The sequence below is a fragment of the Paraburkholderia sp. BL21I4N1 genome, assembly GCF_002973525.1.
Taxonomy (GTDB): domain Bacteria; phylum Pseudomonadota; class Gammaproteobacteria; order Burkholderiales; family Burkholderiaceae; genus Paraburkholderia.
The window spans coordinates 26,313-46,023 of sequence record NZ_PVEN01000020.1; the positions used below are offsets into that span (position 1 = coordinate 26,313).

Sequence of the window (19,711 nt, forward strand, 5' to 3'; positions counted from 1 at the left end):
CTTCGGTTCATCTGTCATCCTCCATTGATCAGACGGCGGTTCTGATGAAGGCCGCCTGGTCCAGGTTGAAGCGCTTGAATTTCAGTCGCCGACCGTTCGCCATGCACAGACATCGCCGGTTTTTAGCTGCGCGTGGCCGATTACGAAATCCGCATGGGCGGGTGCGGGCGCTTGCGCGAGTTCCGGGCCGAAGTTGAACGCGAACGTCAATTCGCCACGGCGGCGAATCCGCACGCCGTCGGGCAGTCGTTGCGTGGCGATACCGGCTTGCCGTGCCGCATTAGCCAGCACCTCGCGATGCAACGCATGCGATAACCAGCCCGCGATGTAGCGCACGTTGCCGTGCGAGAGAATCGCCGGCCATGCGTCGTCGAACCGCGCTTCGATGCGAGTCTCGCCATTGGCGCGAACATGCTCGCGCCAATGCAGCGCCACGCCATCCGTGTCGCCGATCGACAGCGCCGGCGTGAGCGTGGGACGCAGCGTTTCGACTTCGAGCACCTGGATCGGTAGAACACGCTGCAGTACACCAGGCGGTAAGGTCGGCGGAATCGCGAACAGGTTCGTTTTCGAGCCGCTGCGCGGTCCGAATACCCATTGCGCGGTGCTGCGTTCGACCTGATCGACCAGCGCGTCGTCGATCACGGCAAGGCTCGGCACGACCACCAGGCGATACGCCGAAAGATCCGCATTGCGCGGCACAATATCGACGTCGAGCCCCAATTCGCGCAGCGACTCGTAATAGTCGAACGCCAGCGTCTGGTAGTCGAAGCTTTTGCCATGACGCTGAATCTCGAACATCCATTGCGTCTCGTAATCGAATACCACGGCGACGGGCGCGCGCGCAGCCGCACCGAGTGCCGACAACGCCGGGGTCGCCGCAATCTCGCGCGCCGCCTGCCGCACTTCCAGGCCCCCCGGCGACAATTCGTCGTTCGGCAGATTGAGGCCCGAATGCATCTGCTCCTGCGCATACGGACACTGGCGCCAGCGGAAATACGACACCAGTTCCGCGCCGTGCGCGAACGCCTCGTACGCCCAGAGCCGGACCATGCCTTTCGCGGGCACGGGATTCCACGGCGCCCAGTTGACCGGTCCCGCCTGCTGCTCCATTACCCAGAAACGGCCCCGGCCGATGGCGCGGTAGCGGTCGTGATCGAATGCCGACACATCGGGATGCGCGGTCCGTGCGTAGCGCGCCTTCTGCTCGTCGGGCAGCGCGATCGACTCGGTGCGGGCGATCGGATAGCTGTCCCATGCAGCAACGTCGAGCGCATCGCCTTCGGCGAAACGGTAGTGATCGAAGGTCGTAAAAAAACCCATGAAGTTGTGCAGCAGATCCGCGTCGGGCGCATGCTGCCGCAACACATCGATCTGCTCGCAATGGAAGCTCGCCACTTCGTCGGACATGAAGCGGCGGAACTCGATCAGATGGATCGGATTGGCGTCGGTGGGGGTGAGATTCGGCAGGCCGATCGCGTCGAACGACGCATACTCCATGCTCCAGAACACATTGCCCCAGGCGTCGTTCAACGCGCCGACGGTCCCATAACGTAGATGCAGCCAACGCTGAAAACGCGCCAGCGCCGCAGCGGAATAACTCGGCACGGTATCGTGACAGCCAAGTTCGTTATCGGTCTGCCACGCTACGATAGAAGGATGGCGCCCATAACGCACCGCCATCGCGCCGACGATCCGCACGCATTCGCGCCGGTAGGTGTCGCTCGAAATATCGTAATGACGGCGCGAGCCGAAGTTCCAGCGCGTGCCGTCGGCGCGCACCGGCAGCACGTCCGGATACGTGTCGATCAGCCATTTCGGCGGCGACGCGGTCGGCGTGCCGAGCACTAGCTTCAGCCCCGCCGCCGCCAGCACGGCGACGGCTTCGTCGAGCCATGCCCACTCGAATTCACCGGCGCGCGGTTCCATCCGGCTCCACGCGAATTCGGCGATCCGCACGTGCGTGATGCCGAGTTCGACCATCCGCCTTGCGTCGTCGGCCCACATCGAGCGGGGCCACTGTTCCGGGTAATAGCAAACACCAAGTTGCATGAACATATCTCGTGAGTAGTTGAAGACGGGCCGGCGTTCAGCCTTTGCTCGCACCGAAGGTCAGGCCGGCGACGAAGTGCTTCTGCATCAGGAAGAACATCAGCACGGAAGGCAGCGCGGCCAGGACCGAACCGGCGGCGACCAGATTCCATGCCGTCGTCCATTGCCCCTTGAGCGCGGCGACGCCCACGGTGATCGGCGCGGCGTCGTCGCCCTGCGTGAGGCACAGTGCCCAGAAGTAGTCGTTCCAGACGAACGTGAAGACGAGAATGCCGAGCGCGGCGAGCGCCGGCCGGATCAGCGGCAGCACGATGCGCCAGTAGATGGTCCATTCGCTCGCGCCTTCCACGCGCGCGGCTTCGATCATTTCGAATGGCAACTGCTTGATGAAATTGCGCAGAAACAGCGTGCAAAACCCGGTCTGGAACGACACATGAAAAATCACCAGCGCCCACACGCTATTGAACAGGCCGACTTTCAACGCCATGTCGCGCACCGGAATCATCAGAATCTGGATCGGCACGAAATTGCCCGCGACGAACGCGAACAACACCGCCGTGTTGCCGGGAAAACGATAGGTGGCGAGAGCGAAACCCGCCATGGACGCCAGCACGATCGCGCCGAGCACCGAAGGCACGGTAATCAGCACGCTATTGGCGAAGTAATGCAGCATCGGCGTTTGCGTGAGGGCCGTGCCGTAGTTTTCGATTAACGCAAAGTGTTTCGGCCAGCCCCAGTAATCGCCTTGCGACAATTCATCGGACGAGCGGATCGACGTAACGAGCACGGCGAGCATGGGCAGCAGCCAGATCAGCAACGCGATCGGCAGCGACACTTTATAAAGCGTGCGATTAAGTGGTTTCCAGCGTTCGACGGGAAGCGGATACATGACACGAACCTCCTGAAAATCAGTGTTCTTCGCGCAGCATGCGGCGCAGATGGAACACGATGTAGACGAGCATGATGGCGAACAGCACGACGGCAATCGCCGCGGAATAGCCTTCGCGGTAGTACTTGATCGCCTGGTCGTACATGTAATAGGCGAGCACCGTGGAGCTGTCGAACGGGCCGCCGCCGCTCATCACCGCGATCAGGTCGAAGCTGCGCAGCGCACCGATCACGGTCAGCACGACCGCCATGAAAGTGGCGGGCCGCAATTGCGGCAGGATCACGTGCCAGAGCAAACGCACGCCCTTCGCGCCTTCCATGCGCGCCGCCTCGACCACTTCCGGATTGATGCCGGTGAGACCGGTGAGATACAGCACCATGCAGAACGGCGTTTGCGGCCACAGCGCGGCGAAGATGATGCCGAACGTCACCGTATGCGGATCGCCGAGTACCGGGATGCCATGACCGACAATCAGGCGCAGCAGGCCAAACCCCGGATCGTAGAACCAGCTGAACACGAGCCCCACCACCACGCCGGAGAGCACGAACGGCGCGAAGAACAGCGACTTCACCACCCGCATGCCGCGCATGTGCTGGTTCAGATACAACGCGAACAGCAGGCCGAGCGGCGGCGCGAGCAGGAACAGCGCGAGCCAGATCAGATTGTTTTTCAGCGCCGTGTAGAACGTGTCGGCCTGGAACAGTTCGATGTAGTTGGCCAGCCCCGCGAAAGTCTTCGGCGTCATGCCGTCCCAGTGATAAAAGCTGAGCGAAATGCTGCTGAAGATCGGATAAACCACGCACAGGCAAAACAACGCACAGCCCGGCAACAGGAAGAAAAACGCGGCGCGATGCTGATGACGCCGCGTCGTCGAGACGTGACGGTGCCGCGCCGCGGGTAAGCGGCGCGCTGCGGATTGAGACATGGGTCGGGCCTCGTCGAAGATCGAAGGCAAGCGCCGGCCGTTGCTGCGCCGCCGGCGCTTAGGGACTTACTTCTGGTAGATGCGTTTGCGAGTCGCTTCGAGGCGCACGAGCACGGCGTCGAGTTGCGACGGATCGCTATAGAACTGCTGCATCGCTTTCATGCCTTCGTCGGCCATTTCCTTCTGCATGTCGCGATCGTAGAACTGCGCGATGCCGCCCTTCGTGTTCGCGAGCGTCTGGAAACCGACCTTGGAAATCGCGTCTTCCGGCTCGGCCGATTGACTGTTCGACGGCAGTTGGCCCCAGCCCTTCGCGAGATCCGCGTTGATCTGCGGCTGTTCCATGAAGGCCAGCAGCTTGCGGGCGTCGGCCTTGTTCTTCGCTTTGGCAGGGATCAGCAGTACGTTGACCGGACCGTCTTCGGCCATCGGCACGCTGGCGTCGATCACCGGGAAGCGGAAGAAGCCGGTTTGCGGTTTGATCGACGGCGGAATGCTCGCGGAGAAGAACGTGCCCATCAGCATCATCGACGCCTTGCCGTTCACGAGAAACGGCGCGATCGAATCGAGGTCGTACGAGAGCGCGTTGTCGATGAAATAGTGATCGTCGATCAGCGTCTTCCACGCGGTGTAGACCTTCCTCACGCGCGCGTCGGTGTACGGAATTTCACCCGCCATCAATTGCTGATGAAACGCGTTGCCGTTGATCCGCAAATCGAGGTAGTCGAACCAGGCGGCCAGCGTCCAGCTATCGCGCGCGGCTACCGCGATCGGCGCCACGCCGCTCGCCTTCAGCTTCTTGCAGGCGTCGAGAAACTCGTCCCAGGTCTTCGGCTCGCCTTTGACGCCGGCCTTGTCGAACAGATCCTTGCGATAGAAGAACCCGTACGCGTCGTAGCCGAGCGGCGCCGCGTACTGTTTGCCCTTATACGTGGACGCTTCCTTGACCGACGCGTATTGCTGCGACCAGCCGTTCTTCGTCCAGTCGGGCGACAGGTCTTCGAGCAGGCCACGTTGCGCGTAATAGGCCATCCGCTCGCCGTCGTGCCACGACACGACATCGGGCGGATCGGTGGCGAGCCAGCCGCCCATCTGCACCTTGTACGCCTCTTCGGTGATGTAGGTCACCTTGAGATCGACGTCGGGATTCGCTTTCTTGAACTTGTCGAACGCGTCCTGCCAGGTCGAACGCTGGTTGCCGCGCGCCGAGACGTTGACGTTGAGCGTGGCGGCACCGGCTGTGGCGCAACAGAGTGTGCCCGCAACCAAAGCGGCTGCGATCGACAGTTGCGCAAGACGGCGAAGGCGTAGAGCAATCATCTTGTGTCTCCTTGACTACTTTGTTGGCTGACAGCAAGCGGCTGGCAGCGATGTAACCCGCTCTGTGGCGGAATCTGGTTTGGCGAGCGTCGTGCCTGGTGCCTGGTTCGTGCTTCGGCTCTATGCGGCGATCCGTTCGGGTTCGAAGCTGCTGCGCCGCAAGGCGACGCCGTCCGCGTCGAACAGATGGCAGGCGGCGGACGGAACGTGAATGCGAATGCGTTCGCCCGAGCCGATCGGCGTATCACCTGGCGCCTTCGCAACCAGCGAGCCGCTCGCGTGATCCGCGTGAATATAGCTGTGCTCGCCGAGGCGTTCCGACAGTACCGTCGTGCATTGGATCGACTGTTCTTCGCCGTCGAGACACACATGCTCGGGCCGCACGCCGAGCGTGACCGGCTGGCCGCGCTGCAAGCGCTGGCCGTCTACTTGCGCGAGCAACTTCTCACCGCTTTGCGCGAGCGTCACGCACACGCGGCCAGGCTCGATCGACTCGACCACGGCGTCGATGAAATTCATGCGCGGCGAGCCGATGAAACCCGCCACGAAGCGCGACTTGGGATGGTGATACAACTCGAGCGGCGCACCGCTTTGCGCGACGCTGCCGAAACGCTCCGCGTCCGCCCCGGCGTGCAACAACACGATGCGGTCGGCGAGCGTCATCGCCTCGACCTGATCGTGCGTCACATAAACCACGCTCGCATTGGCAAAGCGCTGATGCAAACGGGCGATTTCGACCCGCGTCTGACCGCGCAACGCGGCGTCGAGATTGGACAGCGGTTCGTCGAACAGGAACACGCCGGGTTCGCGCACAATCGCGCGGCCGATCGCTACGCGCTGACGTTGACCGCCCGACAACGCTTTCGGATAGCGCTCCAGAAACGCGTCGAGTTGCAGAATGCGCGCGGCCTCCCGCACCTTGCTGTCGATCACGGCCTTGGGTTGCTTCGCGAGTTTCAGGCCGAACGCCATGTTGTCGAACACGGTCATGTGCGGAAACAGCGCGTAGCTCTGAAACACCATCGCCACGCCGCGTCCCGCAGCGGGCACGTCGTTCATCAAACGCCCGCCAATGTGCAACTCGCCTTCGCTCAAATCCTCGAGACCGGCGATCATTCTCAGCAAGGTCGACTTGCCGCAACCCGATGGTCCGAGAAACACACAAAACTCATGCTGGGCGATCTCCAGATTCACCCGCCGAATTACCGGCGGATGCTCACCGTACGACTTCTGCACGTTCGTCAAACGAATTGCCGCCATGCTGGCCTCCGTGAATTTAACCGCTTAAATTTTCGAAAAAAATAAACGGCCAGACCTTGTGCGGTAGGCATTTAATCGCTTAAATTCGGATTCGAGGGAAAAAGTCATGATGAGTGTCTCCGCTGTGTTTTTTGCAAAGTTATCAACGCCGCCGTCGGCCTGCAACATTTGAATCGCATTCCCTGAATTTGGGATAACAAGACTATGGTCACCCTGTCCGAAGTGGCGAAGCGTGCGCACGTTACCGCCGCCACCGTTTCCAACGTGCTGCGCAATCGCGACAAAGTCCGCCCGGAAACCGCCGAGCGCGTGCTGAAGGCGATCGCCGATCTCGGCTACCGGCCGAATCTGAATGCCCGCGCACTGGCCGAGGGCCGCTCGTCGACGTTGGCGTTGATGCTGTCGAATATCTCGAACCCGTTCTACCCCGAGTTCGTGCTGGCCGCCGAACGCGCGGCGCGCAAAGCCGGCCACTTTCTGATGGTCTGCAATACCGACGACGACGCCGAAATTGGCCGCGCGTATCTGAACCAGATCGCGGGCACGCTCGCGGACGGCGTGCTCGTCATGAACACGGACATCACGATCAATGATCTCTGCGCGTCCGCCACGCACAGCGCGCCGATTCTGCTCGCCATGTGGGAGCACCCGGAGTCACCGCCCGCGCTGCCCTGCATCGCGGTGGACTTCGCCCGCGCGGGTGAACTGGCCGCGTGGCATCTGCTCGAACTGGGGCATCGCGATATCGGCCTGTTGATCGGCGACGGTTGCGGCGGTTTGCAGGACGCGCGTTCGAACGGCTTTCGCGCGGCGATGCGGGCGGCAGGTATCGAAGCCGATGCGGCCGCCGTGCTGCAGATTCGCGATTCGATCGACGCCGGTTACGCCGCCTGTATGCAGTTGATGTCGAACCGGCCGCAGCTCACGGCGATTTTCGCCACCAACGACCTGCTCGCGATCGGCGCGGCGCAGGCGTTGATCACGCTGGGCCGCGCGGTGCCGGCGGATGTCTCGGTGATCGGCATCACCGACATTCAGCTCGCGCATCAGGTGCATCCCGCGCTGACCACGGTCGCGATCCAGACGGCGGCGATCGCGGAGTTGTCGATTGCGAGTTTGATCCGGCTGATCCAGACGCCCCACCAGCAACCGTCGATGGTGGTCGCGCCGCCGCCCGAACTGGTGGTGCGCGCATCGACAGGGCCACGACGAACGCGCTGAGCCTGCAGCAGATCGGTCTTTGGAGCATCACGTCAGGCCGATTCAGCAGAAAATGCTGTCACGCTGCGAAAAAAACGCGCGCAACACCGTCAACGCCTTTATTGGCGACGTCATCCACGGTCGTGCGCGCGTAGCATCGAAGCATCGATCGAAGGTACGCGAGCGCGCTGCCGCATGCCTTGATCACATCCAGGGCCACCTTCGAGGAGTCACCCCATGTCTCTCGCCTTAACGCGCGACGAACTGATCCGCACGCACAATCTGATCGACGGCCAATGGACGGATGCCGCCGACGGCGCGCGCTTCCCGGTCGCCAATCCGGCCACCGGCGAACGGATCGCCGAGGTCGCGAACAGCGGCGCAGCAGACGCGCGCGCCGCCACCGACGCCGCCGCCCGCGCCTTCCCCGCCTGGCGCGACAAGCTGCCGCGCGAGCGCGCCGAGTTGCTGCGCCGCTGGCACGCACTGATCGTCGCCAACACCGACGACCTCGCGAAGCTGATGTCGATGGAGCAAGGCAAGCCGCTCGCCGAAAGTCGCGGCGAAGTCGCGTACGGTGCGTCGTACGTCGCATGGTTCGCCGACGAAGCGACTCGCATCTACGGCGATCTGATTCCGCAGCAGCAGCGCGGCAAGCGCATGAGCGCGGTGAAGGAACCGCTCGGCGTGGTCGCGGCCATCACGCCATGGAATTTCCCGCTCGCGATGATCGCCCGCAAGATCGCGCCCGCGCTCGCGGCGGGTTGCACGGTGGTCGCCAAGCCCGCCGAAGATACGCCGCTCACCGCACTCGCCCTTGCCGCACTCGCTCAGGAAGCCGGTTTGCCGAAGGGCGTGCTGAACATGCTGTCGGCGTCGCGCGAACAGGGCATTGCCGCGGTCGCGGACTGGCTCGCCGATGCGCGCGTGCGCAAGATCACCTTCACCGGCTCGACGCCGGTAGGCAAGCATCTGGCGCGTGAATCGGCCGGCACGCTGAAAAAGCTCTCGCTGGAATTGGGTGGCAACGCGCCCTTCATCGTGTTCGACGACGCCGATCTCGACGCCGCCGTCACCGGCCTGATGGCATCGAAATTCCGCAATGGCGGGCAGACCTGTGTGTGTCCGAATCGCGTCTACGTGCAGGCGGCCGTTTATGAGCGCTTCGCCGATCTGCTCGCGACGCGCGTCGCGGCCTTGAAGGTTGCGCCCGCAACCGACCCGGACGCGCAGATCGGCCCGATGATCAATACGCGCGCCATCGACAAGATCGCGCGCCACGTGGAAGACGCCGTCGCGCACGGCGCGAAAGTGCTGACCGGCGGTAAACGCCTGACCGAACTCGGTCCGAACTACTACGCGCCGACCGTCCTCACCGGCGCGCGCGACGACATGATCGTGTGCTGCGAGGAAACCTTCGGCCCGGTGGCGCCGTTGTTCCGTTTCACCGACGAAGCCGAAGCGCTACGTCTGGCCAACGACACACCGTTCGGACTCGCCGCCTACTTCTATACGCAGGACATAGCGCGTATCGATCGCGTGGCAAGTGGGCTCGAAGCGGGCGTGATCGGCATCAACGAAGGCGCTGTTTCCAGCGAAGCGGCACCGTTCGGCGGCGTGAAGGAATCGGGCTACGGCCGCGAAGGATCGAAGTACGGACTCGACGATTACCTGTCGATCAAGTACCTGTGCCAGGGCGGCTTCGATCGCTGAGCGGCCTGATTGATCGGCGGCGTTAGGGCGAACTTCTCTTCGATGAAACGCGCCCGGCCGCTGCCGACCCGTTATCCTGTACCTACCGGAGATCAGGTATCAGGACAAGCGTGATGAACCTTAGGGCCCTGCAGTGCTTTGTGATTCTTGCCGAGGAACTCAATTTCAGCCGTGCCGCCGAGCGCTTGCATATTGCGCAACCGGCGCTGAGCCAGCAGATCCGTTCACTCGAAGAGCGGCTCGGCACGCAACTGGTGGACCGGGCCAGACGGCCGCTGGCGCTGACCGAAGCCGGCCATTATCTGTGCAGCGAAGCGCGGCAGATTCTCGGCTCGGTCGAACAGGTGACGCGCGCGGCGCAGGAAATCGGCGTGGGCCGACGCGGCTGGCTCAGCGTCGGCTTCACGCGCTCGTCGATGTATAGCGTGCTGCCGCCCGCGCTCAAAGCGTTTCATCACGCGTACCCGCAGGTCGAACTGAAACTGTTCGAGATGCTCACCGAAGAACAGACCGATGCGCTGCGCGATCTGCGCATTCATGTCGGCATCGGCCGGCAGCCTGTCGCCGTCGAGGGCTGCACGTCGTATCCGCTCATGCGCGAACGCGTAATGGCCGCACTCGAACCGAATCACCCGCTTGCGGCGCACCAGACCGTGCAGATCACGGAGCTCGCCGATACGCCGTTGATCCTGTATCCGAAGCACCAGAACGCGCAGTTCAAACGCTCGGTGCTGTCGCTGTATCGCGACGCCGGCGTGACGCCCTTCGTCGCGCACGAGGCGTATGAAATTCAAACCGCCATCGCTCTGGTGGCGGCGGGGCTGGGCGTCACGTTCATAGGCGAATCGGTGGCGCGGCATGGGCGCAACGACGTCGTGTTCCGTCATCTCGCGGGACCGGGTTCGTCGTATCGTTCAACCCTCGCGGCCACCTTCCGCGCCGATGATGCATCGCCGCATCTGCGGGCATTTCTCGACTGCCTGCCGCCGCTCGGCGACGCGGCACTATAAGCAAAAACCTATACAAGCATAAGTAAGCGGTCTTGGACTCCTGATCCGCGCGTTCTTATCATGGGCTCACACTCATGACAAAGAACGCAGCGGCAGCAATGACTGTCGCCACACGGAGACAACGTCAATGCCCTCGATCGATGAAGCCGCAACCATGCGCAAAGTGTATGGGCGCCTGATGCCCCTGCTCTTTGCGATGATGTTCTTCAACTACCTCGACCGGATCAACATCGGTTTCGCCGCGCTCGACATGAACAAACAGTTGGGCTTCAGCCCGGCGGTGTTTGGCTTTGCGGGCAGTATCTTTTTCTTCGGCTACATGCTGCTGGAAGTGCCGAGCAATCTTCTGTTGCATCGCGTCGGCGCACGCCGCTGGATCGCGCGCATTCTTCTTACGTGGGGCGCGGTCGCGGCGGCCACCGCATTCGTCTTCAACGATTCGAGCTTCTACGTGCTGCGCTTTCTGCTCGGCGTGATGGAAGCGGGTTTTCTGCCGGGCGTCGCGGTGTATCTGACCAAATGGTTTCCGGTACGCTACCGGGCGCGCGCGGTGGGCGGCTACATCATCGCGGGATCGTTTTCCGCGGTGTTGGGCGGTCCGATCTCGACCGCGTTGATGACGTACGCGAACGGCGTGCTCGGATTACAGGGCTGGCAATGGATGTTCATTCTCGAAGGCGTGCCCGCCATGCTGCTAGGTCTCGTGACGCTGCGCATCATGACCGAACGCCCCGCAGACGCCGACTGGCTCTCCGCCGACGAAAAAAACTGGCTCGAAGCCACACTCGCTACGGAACGCGACGCGCTGGGCGGCAACACGCACTTTCCGCTGCTGCGCGTGGCCGGCGACATTCGCGTCTGGAGTCTAGCCTGTCTGTTCGGCTGCGCGCTGGTCGGGATTTACGGGCTGTTTCTATGGCTACCGCAAATCGTCAAAAGCCTCGGCCATCTGACCAATCTCGAAGTCGGGTTTCTGTCGGCCGCGCCGCCCTTGCTTGGCGTGTTGGGCACCTTCCTGATCAGCCGCAGTTCGGACCGCACCGGCGACCGCAAGAAACACCTCGCATTCGTATATGGCATGAGCGCGCTGGCAATCGCCGGTAGCGCGTACGCGCCGAGTCCCGTGATTGCTTATGTGTTGCTGTGCGTGACCGGGCTGTTCATCTATGCGGGCAATCCGCTGTTCTGGAGCCTGGCGTCGTCGTTCAGAACCGGCGCGGCGGGCGCGGCGACGATCGCGCTGATCAATACGATCGCGCAGTTCGGCGGCCTGGTCGGTCCCTGGAGCATCGGACTCGTGCGCAACGCGACCGGCAATTTCAAGCTGGCGCTGCTGACTATCGCGGCATTCCTGATCGTCGCGACGATCATCGCGCTGGTCATGCGAGTCACGCCGGCCGAGGACGAATCCGCCTCGCTCGCTCATGGCGATGCCGCGCCACGAACCTGAGGACCTTTCACGCCGGCGCGACCCAGCGAATCCGGCATGCACAGGCAAAAAGCGCAAGCACGAGCACAACTGAAGGGTATTGCACACCATGATTATCGATTGCCACGGTCACTACACGACCGCGCCTCGCCAGCACGAAGCCTGGCGCGCGCAGCAGATCGCCGCGCTGAAAGACGGGGGCATGCCGCCGCCCCGCCCCACGATTAGCGACGACGAGATTCGCGACAGCATCGAAAACGGTCAGCTGCGAATTCAGCGCGAACGCGGCACCGATCTGACGATTTTCTCGCCGCGCGCCGCCGGCATGGGTCATCACCTCGCCTCCGCCGAGGCCAACGCGGTCTGGTCCAGCGAATCCAACGATCTCATCCACCGCGTGTGCGGACTGTTTCCGCGCAACTTCGTCGGCGTATGCCAGTTGCCGCAGGCGCCCGGCGTGCCGCCCGCCAACTGCATCGCCGAATTGCGGCGCTGCGTCGAAGAGCTCGGGTTTATCGGCTGCAATCTGAATCCGGATCCGTCCGGCGGGCATTGGTCCGGTGTGCCGATCACGGATCGCAGCTGGTATCCGCTCTACGAAGCGATGGTCGAACTCGACGTGCCGGCCATGATTCACGTGTCGTCGTCGTGCAATGCGAATTTCCACGCGACGGGCGCGCATTACATCAACGGCGATACGTCGGCGTTCATGCAGTTGCTGCAAGGCGATCTGTTCGCCGACTTTCCCACGCTGCGTCTGATCATTCCGCACGGCGGCGGCGCGGTGCCGTATCACTGGGGACGCTATCGCGGCCTCGCGCAAGACATGCAACGCCCGCTGCTCAGCGAATATCTGCTGAACAACGTGTTCTTCGACACCTGCGTCTATCACCAGCCCGGCGCCGAATTGCTCGCCAAGGTGATTCCGGTCGGGAACATTCTGTTCGCGTCGGAAACGATCGGCGCGGTGCAGGGTATCGATCCGGAAACCGGCCACTACTACGACGACACGCGCCGCTATATCGACGCGATCGACTGGCTGAGCGCCGCGGACCGGCAGTGTATCTACGAAGACAACGCACGCAATGTTTATCCGCGTCTGTCGCGGCAACTCGATCGTCAATTCGCCACACAAGGGGCAACGGTATGAATCCAATCGGCTGGCGCGAATACGACTCCGCGCCTCAGGCCCACGCGGCCACACTCGACGCATTGCGGGAACTGGCGGTGTCGCTGCTCAGCGACAACATGGCGCGCTCCAGCGGCATGGTCGGCTTGCGCCCGTACCATCAACCCCGGCCGATGGCCGGCACCGCGGTCACGGTCCATACGCGGCCGGGCGACAATCTGGCAATTCATCGCGCGTTCGACTTTTGCCGGCCCGGCGACGTGCTGGTGATCGACGGCGCCGGTGACCTCACGCAGGCGCTGATGGGTGAAATCATGGCGAGCTACGCGGAAAGTCTCGGCGTGCAAGGCCTCGTGATCGACGGCGCGATCCGCGACGTCGGTGCGCTGCGGCTGCGCGACTTTCCGGTGTACGCGCGCGGCGTCACGCATCGCGGGCCATACAAGAACGGGCCGGGCGAGATCAACGTACCGGTGACGGTGGGCGGTATGGCGGTGCATCCGGGCGACATCATCGTGGGTGATGAGGACGGGCTGCTCGCGATCGCGCCCGCCGATGTGGAAGCCGTGATCGAAGGTGCGCGCCGTCAGCACGCGAAGGAAACGGCGTCGCTCAAAGCCATCGCCGAAGGACGCTTCGACCGCTCGTGGGTCGTGCCGCAACGGGAACGGATGATGAACAACTGACTTTCCCTGCGCCGCGAGCGCGGGCATGATAGCGGCGGTGCAACGCGCGCTGGATGGTTTGTCTGCGCTCGCGGCGTTTTTAAACAATCCTGCAGGAACCCTGGCCGTTATGGCGGACTATCTGAACGCGGCGACGCTGTTGGCCCTCGCGCGTGAAGCGGAAGCACTCGTTGCCACGCCTTGCTCATGCCCGAAAACGCCGCTCGACGGCTGGCAATCGCAGCCGCTGTCGATCGACGAAACGCAGTTCGAAGAAGTCGGCACACTGGCGCCGGAGGACGATCCGGAGCCGACCTTCAGCGAGTATCTGCCGGGCAAAACGAATTATTGGGCGGCCGACGCGCCGATCGCACCGCGTTACTTTCCGTATAACCGTTGTGCGGTCTGGCGATGCTCGCTGTGCAGCCGTCTTTATTTGCGCTACACCGAAGGCGGCGGATATTTTGTCGACCGGCGGATGCGCCTGTTGCAGTCGGTATTGATCGAGGATGTACCGTTACCGGCCTGAGTTTTTTAGGGCATGTGGTGCGGAGCGGTATGCTCCAAAGCGCCCCACGCGCCCGCAAAAAACTAATGCCCCGGCTTCAGCGCCGCGTACTTCCCCGGCGTGATCCCGTACGCTCGCTTGAACAGACGATTCAAATGGCTCTGGTCGTAAAACCCAACGGCCGCAGCCGCGCTCGCTGCATTGTGCCCCGTCGCGAGCAGTCGTTTTGCGGCCAGCAATCGCACTTGTGTCGCATAAGCGTGCGGCGGCAAACCGAACTCCTTGCAGAACGCACGCGTGAGGTAGTAGCGGCTCAAGCCCACCAGCTCCGCGAGTTCATCGACTGAGATATCCCGCTCGTAGTTGGCTTCGAGGTACTCGCGCACCTGCGCCATTTTGCGCGCCTCACGGCGCGCCTCGCCGTAGCGCTGCGCGGATTCGCCATAGCGGCCGACCAGCATCCCCATGGCGCCCCACCAGTTCGCCTGCCGCTCCATCAGCGATACCGCGCGCTGTTCGTCGAGGCTCGCGTGCGCTTTCACCAGCAGACCCGCGAGATGCGGATCCTGGTAAAGCCCCGGCGGAATCACCAGCGGACTGTCGGCGCGCGCCTCCGGCGAGAACACCGCGCTCAGCGCGCCCAATCCTTCCATGTCGAGATAAATGGCCCGGTAAATCCATTCGCGGCCTTCCCACACTTCGCCGCTGTGATACTCGCCGGGACCGAACACCAGCACGCTGCCGGGTCCGGCGACGTCGCTGCCGGCGCGCGTATGGCATTGCCCCGCGCCGCTCTCCGTCATGACGATGACGAGTTCGTCGTGCAGATGCCGGTCGAACTTGTGATTGCCGTAACGGGCGGTCGCGAGGCACGCGCCGTCGAGCGCGCCATCGCGCCAGCAGACCACTTCCGGTTCGCTCTTATCCGACGTTTGCATGCAGAGGCCTCCGCGTGTTCATCAAACCAGCTCGATTCTGACACGGCGATTGCGGCGGCCTTTGTTTTCGATCTTGCCGATACGGATTTGACGCGACTGGGCGGTGTTGCTCAGATGCGTGCCGCCGCAAGCCTGCCGGTCCAGATCGCCGATCTCGACGATCCGCACGCGGCCGTCCGACGTGGGCGGCGGCGCGACCGACAAGCTGCGAATCAAGCCTTCGGTCGACTGCGCTTCGGCTGCGCTGACGTAATAGATGCGCACGTCCATGGCGCGGCGGATCACTTCGTTGACCGGTTCTTCGAGCGCGCGCAGCGCGTCGTTGTCCGCGTCGGGCAAATCGAAGTCCATGCGCGCCGTGCCGTCGGCGTTGATCTGCGCGCCGGTCACGAGCGCGCCGGCGAAACGCTGGTACACCAGCGCGTTGAGAATATGCGTACCGGTATGCAGTTGCGCGACGGTGGCGCGACGCGTCGCGTCGATGGCGACATGCACGTCGCCGCTCAGTTCGAGCGGTTCGTCGAGCAAGTGCCATAGCAGACCGCCTTCCGCCGCGACGCCGGTAATGCGCGCGGCGCCGTGCGCGTGCGTCAGCATGGCCGCGTCCGAGACCTGGCCGCCGCCGCCTGGGTGCAGCGCGGAACGCCCCAGCACGACCGCGCCGGGTCGCGCGGCGAGTACCGTCGTGTCGAAATCCAGCAGATCCGGCTGTTCATGGCAGAGGTAGTGCGCCACGGTGAGGTTCCCGTATGAGATGACGAATGAGGCCAAGCATACTGAGTCTCAGGGGTGGGTGTCTTGGTTAAAAATGCTCTGGATCGAATCAGCTGCCTACCGCTCAAAACGGCAACTCACCGCTCCAGTTCCGCAAACAACCAGTCCTGAAAGCTATGCAGCTTCGGCAAGTCCGCGCGCGACTTCAGCAGATTCAGCGTATACCCCCGCACCTCCAGTCCTTCCAACCCGAACGGCGCGATCAGCCGCCCCGTTTCCAATTCACGTTGCGCGAGCAACAAGCTTTCCAGGCACACGCCGAGCCCATCGACAGCAGCGCTCAACGCCATGAACGAGCGATCGAAACGCGGCCCCCGGCCAATATCGACCCGTGTCTTTCGATGCAAACGCATCCAGTCACGCCAGCCGACCAGACACCCTTCGCTATGAACCAGCGGATGGTGCTGCAGATCCGCGACGCTCAGCAGCGGATAGTCCCCGCTCATCAACGCGGGCGAACAAAGCGGCACGATCGTCTCCGGCGGCAGTTCGAGCACCAGCGTGCCGGCCGGTTGCAGCTTGCGCGGCCCATAGCGGATGTCGATGTCGACCGCGCCTGAAATCAGATCCGCCGCTTCCGACGATGCATTCAGGCGCACGTCGATATCCGGATGCGTCGCGCTGAAGCGCGCGATACGCGGCATCAGCCATTGCGTCGCGAAGCTCGGCGTGCAGTGAATCGTCAGGATGTCGCTCTTCGCCACGCGGCCGATCTCGCGAGTGGCCGCGTCGATCCGCGCGAACGCCGACGTGATTTCCTCAGCGTATTGCCGCCCCGAGTCGGTCAGCAGCACCGTGCGATGCAGCCGATGGAACAGACGAATGCTTAATTGCTCTTCAAGCAGCTTGATTTGATGGCTGATCGCGGACGGCGTCACGAACAGTTCTTCTGCTGCGAGCGCAAACGACGAAAGCCGCGCGGCGGCTTCGAAGGCTTGTATCGACTTGAGCGTGACGCGATTGTGCATGGCAGCACCAACGTGAATTCAATTCATCTATTGGCCATCTTAATTCGTTTGAGCGCAAGCGGGCGCGAGATTACGCTTGAATCACTGGCCGCGGTGTCGAAGCGGACCATAAAAAATCAAGGAGACGCCTAGTGAACCCCAGCGAAACCGCCCCCTACGCAGCGCTCAAGGAGCACGCGTACCAGATCCGCCGCAACGCGCTGCGAATGGGCGAAGTGCAAGGCCAGGGCTATATCGGCCAGGCGCTCGACATCGCCGATGTACTGGCGGTCGCGTACTTCCGCGCCCTGCGTTATCGCGCCGACGATCCGGACTGGGAGGGCCGCGACCGCTTCCTGCTGTCCAACGGCCACTACGCGATTGCGCTCTACGCCGCGCTGATCGAAGCCGGCATCATCGCCGACGAAGAACTGGAGACCTACGGCAGCGACGACAGCCGTCTGCCGATGTCCGGCATGGCGAGCTACACGCCCGGCATGGAAATGTCCGGCGGCTCGCTCGGCCAGGGTTTGACGATCGCGGTGGGTCGCTGTCTCGGCCTGAAGCGCAAACAGTCGGACGCCTTCGTCTACACGCTGTTCTCCGACGGCGAACTCGACGAAGGCGCGGTCTGGGAGGGCCTGATGTCCGCCGCGCACTGGCAACTGGACAACCTGATCGCCATGGTCGACGTGAACAACCAGCAGGCCGACGGACCGTCGTCGAACGTGATGGCGTTCGAGCCGCTGGTCGACAAGTTGCAGGCATTCGGCTGGTTCGTGCAGCGCGTGGACGGCAACGACCTCGCCGCCGTGGTGGCCGCCTTCGACGCGGCCCGCGCTCACCCCGACGCGCAGCCGCGCATTATCGTCTGCGACACGCGGATGGGCTGTGGCGTGTCGTTTCTCGAAGCCCGCGAGAAAAACCACTTTATCCGCGTCGATGCGCACGAGTGGCAACTCGCGCTGCAGGCGTTGGAAGCCGGGAGAAACGTATGAGCGCCGCCGCCCCGAAAGCGCGTTTGAAAACCTCGGCGATGATCGCGTCGATTGCCGGTGAAGGTCAGATCACGCGTTCGGCGCCGTTCGGTCACGCGCTGGTCGAACTGGCGCGCCACCGGCCCGAGGTGGTCGGCATGACCGCCGATCTCGGCAAATACACCGACCTGCATCTGTTCGCGAAGGCATACCCCGAACGCTTCTATCAGATGGGCATGGCCGAGCAACTGCTGATGGGCGCGGCGGCCGGCATGGCGCACGAAGGCGCACAGCCGTTCGTCACCACCTACGCGGTATTCGCCGCGCGCCGTGCGTACGACTTCATCCACCAGGCCATCGCCGAAGACAATCTCGACGTCAAGCTGGTCTGCGCGCTGCCGGGTCTCACGACCGGTTACGGCCCGAGCCACCAGGCGGCCGAAGACCTCGCGCTGTTCCGCGCGATGCCGAACCTCACGGTGATCGACCCGTGCGATGCGCTGGAAATCGAACAGATGGTGCCCGCCATCGCCGATCATCGCGGCCCGGTTTACGCGCGCTTATTGCGCGGCAACGTGCCCGTCGTACTCGACGAATACGGCTACCGGTTCGAACTCGGCAAGGCAAAGCTGCTGCGCGACGGCGCCGAGGTACTGATCGTCTCGTCCGGAATCATGACCATGCGCGCGCTGGAAACCGCCCGGGAACTTGCCACCGACCGCATCGACGTGGGCGTGCTGCATGTGCCGACCATCAAACCGCTGGACTCCGTCACGCTGCTGCGCGAAGCACGCCGGCCGGGGAGGTTGGTGGTCGTCGCGGAGAACCATACGGTGATCGGCGGGCTCGGCGAAGCGGTGGCCAATGTGCTGCTGACCAACGGCGTCACCCCGCCGTTCCGCCAGATCGGCCTGCCCGACGCGTTTCTCGATGCGGGCGCGCTGCCCACGTTGCACGACCGTTACGGTATTTCCACGGCGGCTATGTGCGACACGATCAAAGACTGGCTGCGCTGAACCGGTTTGACGACCGGCAAGCGTAGTCACCGCGTAGTCACCAATAGCCAGCAACGTAGCAATCCATAAGCATTCCATTCAGGAGATCCGCATCATGTCCGAGTCACGTCTTCTCGACGGCAAAGTCGCCGTTATTTCCGGTGGAGCGTCGCCGCGCGGTATCGGCATGGCGACCGCCCGCATGTTCGCCGCGCACGGCGCGCGCGTCGCGATTTTCGATCTCGACGAAAACGCCGCCGTGGAAGCCGCCGCATCGATCGGCAGCGCACATCGCGGCTATGCGTGCGACGTCACCGATCGCGGCGCGTGTCAGGCCGCCGTCGAACGCACAGTCGCCGACTTCGGCGCAATCGACGTGCTGATCAACAACGCCGGCATTACCCAGGCCGCCAAACTGCTCGATATCGACGCGGCGGGCTGGGATCGGATTCTCGACGTCAATCTGCGCGGCGTGCTGTATCTGTCGCAAGCGGTCGTGCCGCAAATGAAGAAACAGAAGAGCGGCTCGATTGGCTGCATGTCGTCGGTGTCGGCGCAGCGCGGCGGCGGCATTCTCGGCGGCCCGCACTATTCGGCGGCGAAGGCGGGCGTGCTCGGTCTCGCCAAGGCGATGGCGCGGGAACTCGGCATTGACGGTATTCGGGTGAACTGCGTGACGCCGGGCCTGATTCAGACCGACATCAACGCCGGCAAGATCAGCGACGACAAACGCGGCGAGATTCTCGCCGGGATTCCTCTGGATCGCCTCGGTGTGCCCGACGACGTGGCCGGCGCGTTCCTGTTTCTCGCGTCGCCGCTGTCGTCGTATATCACGGGCGCCGTGATCGACGTGAACGGCGGCATGCTGATTCACGGCTGATTCACGGTTGATGGACGATTGAGTCATGACCTGTTCATGACTCACAGGCGGTAGACGGGACAGGCGCGGCGAGCCATACGTGCAGCCACCGCGCCTTGAA

18 protein-coding genes are annotated in these 19,711 nt (G+C 63.3%); 10 read left to right on the top strand and 8 right to left on the bottom strand.

The window, feature by feature from the left end; all coding sequences use genetic code 11:
- Positions 1 to 81: 81 nt before the first annotated feature.
- From B0G83_RS32655 to B0G83_RS32675, 5 genes are all read right to left on the bottom strand, one after another.
- On the bottom strand, positions 82 to 2,052 hold the full coding sequence (locus B0G83_RS32655) for a beta-galactosidase (protein WP_105511542.1): 1,971 nt from the start codon (positions 2,050 to 2,052) through the stop codon (positions 82 to 84).
- A 37-nt stretch (positions 2,053 to 2,089) separates the two neighbouring features.
- Complete coding sequence (locus B0G83_RS32660) at positions 2,090 to 2,941, bottom strand: carbohydrate ABC transporter permease (RefSeq protein WP_105511463.1); 852 nt, start codon at positions 2,939 to 2,941, stop codon at positions 2,090 to 2,092.
- 19 nt (positions 2,942 to 2,960) lie between these two features.
- The gene (locus B0G83_RS32665) at positions 2,961 to 3,866 is read right to left on the bottom strand and encodes a carbohydrate ABC transporter permease (protein ID WP_105511464.1); all 906 of its coding nucleotides are present in this window, start codon (positions 3,864 to 3,866) and stop codon (positions 2,961 to 2,963) included.
- A gap of 66 nt (positions 3,867 to 3,932) precedes the next feature.
- Positions 3,933 to 5,186, bottom strand: coding sequence for an ABC transporter substrate-binding protein (locus B0G83_RS32670; RefSeq protein WP_105511465.1), 1,254 nt, complete (start codon positions 5,184 to 5,186; stop codon positions 3,933 to 3,935).
- Positions 5,187 to 5,306: 120 nt separating this feature from the next.
- A complete protein-coding gene (locus tag B0G83_RS32675; protein ID WP_105511466.1) occupies positions 5,307 to 6,446 on the bottom strand; it encodes an ABC transporter ATP-binding protein in 1,140 nt (379 codons plus the stop codon).
- Positions 6,447 to 6,650: 204 nt separating this feature from the next.
- On the opposite strand from B0G83_RS32675, the gene B0G83_RS32680 reads away from it, so the two are divergent.
- The 7 genes from B0G83_RS32680 (at position 6,651) to B0G83_RS32710 (ending at position 14,121) form a co-directional block, all read left to right on the top strand.
- On the top strand, positions 6,651 to 7,667 hold the full coding sequence (locus tag B0G83_RS32680; protein ID WP_105511467.1) for a LacI family DNA-binding transcriptional regulator: 1,017 nt from the start codon (positions 6,651 to 6,653) through the stop codon (positions 7,665 to 7,667).
- 216 nt (positions 7,668 to 7,883) lie between these two features.
- On the top strand, positions 7,884 to 9,359 hold the full coding sequence (locus B0G83_RS32685) for an NAD-dependent succinate-semialdehyde dehydrogenase (RefSeq protein WP_105511468.1): 1,476 nt from the start codon (positions 7,884 to 7,886) through the stop codon (positions 9,357 to 9,359).
- A 113-nt stretch (positions 9,360 to 9,472) separates the two neighbouring features.
- A complete protein-coding gene (locus B0G83_RS32690) occupies positions 9,473 to 10,369 on the top strand; it encodes a LysR family transcriptional regulator (RefSeq protein ID WP_105511469.1) in 897 nt (298 codons plus the stop codon).
- Between the two features lie 127 nt (positions 10,370 to 10,496).
- On the top strand, positions 10,497 to 11,819 hold the full coding sequence (locus tag B0G83_RS32695) for an MFS transporter (protein WP_105511470.1): 1,323 nt from the start codon (positions 10,497 to 10,499) through the stop codon (positions 11,817 to 11,819).
- Positions 11,820 to 11,907: 88 nt separating this feature from the next.
- Positions 11,908 to 12,948 (top strand): amidohydrolase family protein, encoded by a 1,041-nt coding sequence (locus tag B0G83_RS32700; RefSeq protein WP_105511471.1) that lies wholly within the window; start codon positions 11,908 to 11,910, stop codon positions 12,946 to 12,948.
- Positions 12,945 to 13,613 (top strand): RraA family protein, encoded by a 669-nt coding sequence (locus tag B0G83_RS32705; RefSeq protein ID WP_105511472.1) that lies wholly within the window; start codon positions 12,945 to 12,947, stop codon positions 13,611 to 13,613. The genes B0G83_RS32700 and B0G83_RS32705 overlap by 4 nt, the downstream gene beginning before the upstream one ends.
- A 109-nt stretch (positions 13,614 to 13,722) precedes the next feature.
- Complete coding sequence (locus tag B0G83_RS32710; protein WP_105511473.1) at positions 13,723 to 14,121, top strand: hypothetical protein; 399 nt, start codon at positions 13,723 to 13,725, stop codon at positions 14,119 to 14,121.
- A gap of 62 nt (positions 14,122 to 14,183) precedes the next feature.
- Here the strand turns inward: B0G83_RS32710 and B0G83_RS32715 are convergent, their stop codons facing one another.
- From B0G83_RS32715 to gcvA, 3 genes are all read right to left on the bottom strand, one after another.
- On the bottom strand, positions 14,184 to 15,038 hold the full coding sequence (locus B0G83_RS32715; RefSeq protein WP_105511474.1) for an AraC family transcriptional regulator: 855 nt from the start codon (positions 15,036 to 15,038) through the stop codon (positions 14,184 to 14,186).
- Between the two features lie 21 nt (positions 15,039 to 15,059).
- Positions 15,060 to 15,773 (bottom strand): alanyl-tRNA editing protein, encoded by a 714-nt coding sequence (locus B0G83_RS32720; RefSeq protein ID WP_105511543.1) that lies wholly within the window; start codon positions 15,771 to 15,773, stop codon positions 15,060 to 15,062.
- Positions 15,774 to 15,889: 116 nt separating this feature from the next.
- Complete coding sequence (gene gcvA / locus B0G83_RS32725; protein ID WP_105511475.1) at positions 15,890 to 16,780, bottom strand: transcriptional regulator GcvA; 891 nt, start codon at positions 16,778 to 16,780, stop codon at positions 15,890 to 15,892.
- Between the two features lie 131 nt (positions 16,781 to 16,911).
- Between gcvA and B0G83_RS32730 the strand changes: the two genes are divergently transcribed.
- The 3 genes from B0G83_RS32730 (at position 16,912) to B0G83_RS32740 (ending at position 19,611) form a co-directional block, all read left to right on the top strand.
- Complete coding sequence (locus B0G83_RS32730; protein ID WP_105511476.1) at positions 16,912 to 17,757, top strand: transketolase; 846 nt, start codon at positions 16,912 to 16,914, stop codon at positions 17,755 to 17,757.
- Positions 17,754 to 18,752, top strand: coding sequence for a transketolase family protein (locus tag B0G83_RS32735; RefSeq protein ID WP_105511477.1), 999 nt, complete (start codon positions 17,754 to 17,756; stop codon positions 18,750 to 18,752). The genes B0G83_RS32730 and B0G83_RS32735 overlap by 4 nt, the downstream gene beginning before the upstream one ends.
- Before the next feature lie 94 nt (positions 18,753 to 18,846).
- Complete coding sequence (locus B0G83_RS32740; RefSeq protein WP_105511478.1) at positions 18,847 to 19,611, top strand: SDR family NAD(P)-dependent oxidoreductase; 765 nt, start codon at positions 18,847 to 18,849, stop codon at positions 19,609 to 19,611.
- The last annotated feature ends 100 nt before the right edge of the window (positions 19,612 to 19,711 follow it).

Bases quoted from the DNA above. Each gene is read 5' to 3' on its own strand.
- B0G83_RS32740 (WP_105511478.1), top strand. From the start codon at position 18,847: ATGTCCGAGTCACGTCTTCTCGACGGCAAAGTCGCCGTTATTTCCGGT.
- B0G83_RS32695 (WP_105511470.1), top strand. From the start codon at position 10,497: ATGCCCTCGATCGATGAAGCCGCAACCATGCGCAAAGTGTATGGGCGC.
- B0G83_RS32705 (WP_105511472.1), top strand. From the start codon at position 12,945: ATGAATCCAATCGGCTGGCGCGAATACGACTCCGCGCCTCAGGCCCAC.
- B0G83_RS32735 (WP_105511477.1), top strand. From the start codon at position 17,754: ATGAGCGCCGCCGCCCCGAAAGCGCGTTTGAAAACCTCGGCGATGATC.
- B0G83_RS32710 (WP_105511473.1), top strand. From the start codon at position 13,723: ATGGCGGACTATCTGAACGCGGCGACGCTGTTGGCCCTCGCGCGTGAA.
- B0G83_RS32665 (WP_105511464.1), bottom strand. From the start codon at position 3,866: ATGTCTCAATCCGCAGCGCGCCGCTTACCCGCGGCGCGGCACCGTCAC.
- B0G83_RS32675 (WP_105511466.1), bottom strand. From the start codon at position 6,446: ATGGCGGCAATTCGTTTGACGAACGTGCAGAAGTCGTACGGTGAGCAT.
- B0G83_RS32700 (WP_105511471.1), top strand. From the start codon at position 11,908: ATGATTATCGATTGCCACGGTCACTACACGACCGCGCCTCGCCAGCAC.
- B0G83_RS32690 (WP_105511469.1), top strand. From the start codon at position 9,473: ATGAACCTTAGGGCCCTGCAGTGCTTTGTGATTCTTGCCGAGGAACTC.
- B0G83_RS32680 (WP_105511467.1), top strand. From the start codon at position 6,651: ATGGTCACCCTGTCCGAAGTGGCGAAGCGTGCGCACGTTACCGCCGCC.
- B0G83_RS32715 (WP_105511474.1), bottom strand. From the start codon at position 15,038: ATGCAAACGTCGGATAAGAGCGAACCGGAAGTGGTCTGCTGGCGCGAT.
- B0G83_RS32685 (WP_105511468.1), top strand. From the start codon at position 7,884: ATGTCTCTCGCCTTAACGCGCGACGAACTGATCCGCACGCACAATCTG.
- B0G83_RS32670 (WP_105511465.1), bottom strand. From the start codon at position 5,186: ATGATTGCTCTACGCCTTCGCCGTCTTGCGCAACTGTCGATCGCAGCC.
- B0G83_RS32660 (WP_105511463.1), bottom strand. From the start codon at position 2,941: ATGTATCCGCTTCCCGTCGAACGCTGGAAACCACTTAATCGCACGCTT.
- B0G83_RS32655 (WP_105511542.1), bottom strand. From the start codon at position 2,052: ATGCAACTTGGTGTTTGCTATTACCCGGAACAGTGGCCCCGCTCGATG.
- gcvA (WP_105511475.1), bottom strand. From the start codon at position 16,780: ATGCACAATCGCGTCACGCTCAAGTCGATACAAGCCTTCGAAGCCGCC.